This is a genomic window from Sphingobium sp. (assembly GCF_041987595.1).
Taxonomy (GTDB): domain Bacteria; phylum Pseudomonadota; class Alphaproteobacteria; order Sphingomonadales; family Sphingomonadaceae; genus Sphingobium.
Window position 1 is genome coordinate 1 of record NZ_JBHIWJ010000250.1, and the last position, 533, is coordinate 533.

The 533-nt window shown below is 64.0% G+C and carries 1 protein-coding gene; it reads left to right on the top strand.

The features are described 5' to 3' along the window. Positions 1-533 (top strand): right-handed parallel beta-helix repeat-containing protein (locus ACFC3J_RS23025; protein ID WP_375198221.1); only part of this gene is annotated, 533 nt, incomplete at both ends.

Consider the following 533-nt stretch of genomic DNA (forward strand, 5'->3'; position numbering starts at 1 on the left):
CGCTGGTGCTGCGCGGCGCTGGCGCGCGTGTCGATGGTCTCGTGTTCCAGAATATGCGCGTTCCCGACGGCAATGGCGCGGGGATCCGGCTCGAACGGAGTGACCTTGATGTCGCGAACAGCCTGTTCCGCAACAGCGAGGAAGGCATATTGACTGCCGACGACGCGGACGCCGCGCTGACCATCGACCGTTCGACCTTTTCGCGGCTCGGCCGCTGCGACCGCGGTTTGAGCTGCGCGCACAGCGTCTACACCGGCATCTATGGCCGCGTGACCGTCACCCGCACACGGTTTGAAAAGGGCAGCGGCGGCCATTATCTGAAGACGCGTGCGATCGCGGTCGACGTCAGCGACAACAGCTTCGACGATACGCAGGGAACCGCGACCAACTATATGATCGACCTGCCGTCGGGGTCGGTCGGCCGGATTGCGAACAATCTGTTCGTGCAGGGTCGCGACAAGGAAAATTACTCGGCAATCATCGCGGTCGCCGCCGAAGAGCGCAAGAACCCGTCGCGCGGGCTGGTCGTCGAG